Here is a 2,950-nt window from a genome sequence, read left to right as displayed (position 1 = left end):
CACCACGGGCGTGCCCGCCCCCGCACCGGCCCCCGCCGGGGAGGGCGCCGCCGAGCGCGCCTTCCCGCAGGGCTTCGTGTGGGGCACCGCCACCGCCTCGTACCAGATCGAGGGCGCCGCCGCCGAGGACGGCCGCACCCCCTCGATCTGGGACACCTACAGCCACACCCCCGGCAAGGTCGCCGGCGGCGACAACGGCGACGTGGCCGACGACCACTACCACCGCTTCCGCGAGGACATCGCGATCATGAAGCGGCTGGGGCTGGCGTCCTACCGCTTCTCCGTGGCCTGGCCGCGCATCACCCCGCAGGTCGGCCCCGACGCCCTCGGCCCGGTCAACGAGGCCGGCCTGGCGTTCTACTCCACGCTGGTCGACGAGCTGATCGCCGCCGGCATCGAGCCCGCGGTCACGCTGTACCACTGGGACCTGCCGCAGGCCCTGGAGGACGCCGGCGGCTGGACCGCGCGCGCCACCGCCGAGCGCTTCGCGGAGTACGCCGAGGTCGTCGCCGGCGCCCTGGGCGACCGGGTGCGCACCTTCATCACCCTCAACGAGCCGTGGTGCTCGGCCTACCTGGGCTACGCCTCCGGCGTGCACGCCCCCGGCCGCACCGAGCCGGCCGCCGCGCTGGCCGCCGTGCACCACCTCAACCTCGCCCACGGCCTGGGCGCCGCGGCCGTGCGCCGCGCGGCCCCCGGCGCCCGCGTGGCCCTCACCCTGAACCTGGCCTGGGTCCGCACCGAGGGCAGCAGCGACGCCGACCACGACGCGGTGCGCCGCGTCGACGGCCTGCAGAACCGCGTCTTCCTCGACCCGGTGCTGCGCGGCAGCTACCCGGCCGACGTGCTCGCCGACACCGCCGAGGTGACCGACTGGTCCTTCGTGCTCGACGGCGACGTGGAGCTCATCCACCAGCCGCTGGACGTCCTGGGCGTGAACTACTACAGCCCCACGGTCGTGCGCGCCTGGGACGGCTCCGGCCCGCGCGCCGAGGCCGACGGGCACGGCGCCAGCTCGCACAGCCCGTGGGTCGGCTCGCACCACCTCATCGAGTTCCCCGAGCTGCCCGGCCCCAAGACCGACATGGGCTGGAGCATCGACGCGCGCGGCATGACGGAGCTGCTGCTGCGCATCCACCGCGAGCACCCCGGCCTGGAGGTCATGGTCACCGAGAACGGCGCGGCGTACCCCGACGTCGTCGTCGGCGGGCGGGTCCACGACCTGGAGCGCACCCGCTACCTGCGCGACCACCTGCACGCCGTCCTCGACGCGGTGGACGCCGGCGCCCCGGTGACCGGTTACTACCTGTGGTCCTTCCTGGACAACTTCGAGTGGGGCTACGGCTACTCCAAGCGCTTCGGCGTCGTGCACGTCGACTACACCACCCAGGAGCGCACCCTGAAGGACAGCGCCCTGTGGTACTCCGCGGTCGTGGCGCGCAACGCGGTGCCCGTGGAGACCGCCGGCTGAGCAGCGGCGCAGCGCCCCCTTGCGGTCGGCGCCCGGGAGCGGTGGACTACGCCTCCCGGGCGCCGGCGACGAGGCCGGTGCCCCGAAGAGGAGGGCACCCCTGTGACCACCACCGCCGCGAGGACTGGAACCACCGGTGCCTCCAGCACCGGCAACCGCGCCGTCGCCTACCTGGAACCGGGCAAGGTCGAGGTCCAGACGATCGACTACCCGACCTTCGAGCTGAAGGACGGCCCCGGCGTCAACCCCGCCAACGTGGGGCGGCGCGTGGACCACGGCGTCATCCTCAAGCTCGTCGCCACGAACATCTGCGGCTCCGACCAGCACATGGTGCGAGGGCGCACCACCGCCCCGCCGGACCTGGTGCTCGGCCACGAGATCACCGGTGAGGTCGTCGAGAAGGGCCGCGACGTCGAGTTCCTGCAGGTCGGCGACCTGGTCTCGGTGCCCTTCAACATCGCGTGCGGCCGGTGCCGCAACTGCAAGGAGCGCAAGACCGGCATCTGCCTGAACGTCAACCCCGACCGGCCCGGTTCCGCCTACGGCTACGTCGACATGGGCGGCTGGGTCGGCGGCCAGGCCGAGTACGTCCTGGTGCCCTACGCGGACTTCAACTGCCTGAGGTTCCCCGACAAGGACCGGGCGATGGAGAAGATCCTCGACCTGACGATGCTGTCGGACATCTTCCCCACCGGCTTCCACGGCTGCGTCAGCGCCGGGGTCGGCGTGGGCTCCACCGTCTACGTCGCCGGCGCCGGGCCCGTGGGGCTGGCCGCCGCGGTCGGCGCGCAGCTGCTCGGCGCGGCCGTCGTCATCGTCGGCGACCTGAACCCCGAGCGCCTCGCGCGGGCGCGCGAGAACGGCTGCGAGACCGTCGACGTCTCCCAGGGCGACCCGAAGGACCAGATCGAGCAGATCCTCGGGGTGCCCGAGGTGGACTGCGGCGTGGACGCCGTCGGCTTCGAGGCGCGCGGGCACGGCGCCGGGGCGGCCAAGGAGGCGCCGGCGACGGTGCTGAACTCCCTCATGCAGGTCACCGCCGCCGGCGGCGCGCTGGGCATCCCCGGGCTGTACGTCACCGGCGACCCCGGCGGCGTGGACGAGGCGGCCAAGAAGGGCTCGCTGTCCCTGGACCTGGGCACCGGGTGGGCCAAGTCGCTGTCCTTCACCACCGGTCAGTGCCCGGTCATGAAGTACAACCGGCAGCTGATGATGGCGATCCTGCACGACAAGGTGCAGATCGCCAAGGCCGTCGGCGCCACCCCCATCTCGCTGGACGAGGCGCCCGAGGCGTACGCGAAGTTCGACGCCGGCGCCCCGCAGAAGTTCGTCATCGACCCGCACGGGGTCATCCCGCGCTGAGGCCCGCCCCGCCCGCGCCCGGTCCGCGCCGCCCGCGGACCGGGCCGGTGCGCTCACAGCGGCACGTTCCCGTGCCGGCGCGCGGGCGGCGCGGACCGGGCGCGGGCGGGGCGGGCC

Annotated in this window: 2 protein-coding genes; both read left to right on the top strand. The window is 73.9% G+C overall.

Translation table 11 applies throughout. The annotated features are described in order from the left end of the window. Positions 1 to 10: 10 nt before the first annotated feature. Positions 11 to 1,471 (top strand): GH1 family beta-glucosidase, encoded by a 1,461-nt coding sequence (locus GTR00_RS18055; RefSeq protein WP_166612964.1) that lies wholly within the window; start codon positions 11 to 13, stop codon positions 1,469 to 1,471. A 102-nt stretch (positions 1,472 to 1,573) separates the two neighbouring features. After that, positions 1,574 to 2,833 (top strand): formaldehyde dehydrogenase, glutathione-independent, encoded by a 1,260-nt coding sequence (fdhA, locus tag GTR00_RS18050; RefSeq protein WP_166612963.1) that lies wholly within the window; start codon positions 1,574 to 1,576, stop codon positions 2,831 to 2,833. Positions 2,834 to 2,950: the final 117 nt, after the last annotated feature.

Origin of the sequence: Kineococcus indalonis (assembly GCF_009906395.1) — a bacterium.
Lineage (GTDB): Bacteria > Actinomycetota > Actinomycetes > Actinomycetales > Kineococcaceae > Kineococcus > Kineococcus indalonis.
Note: the sequence above shows the minus strand (reverse complement) of the source record. Positions and strands in the feature narration are given on the sequence as shown.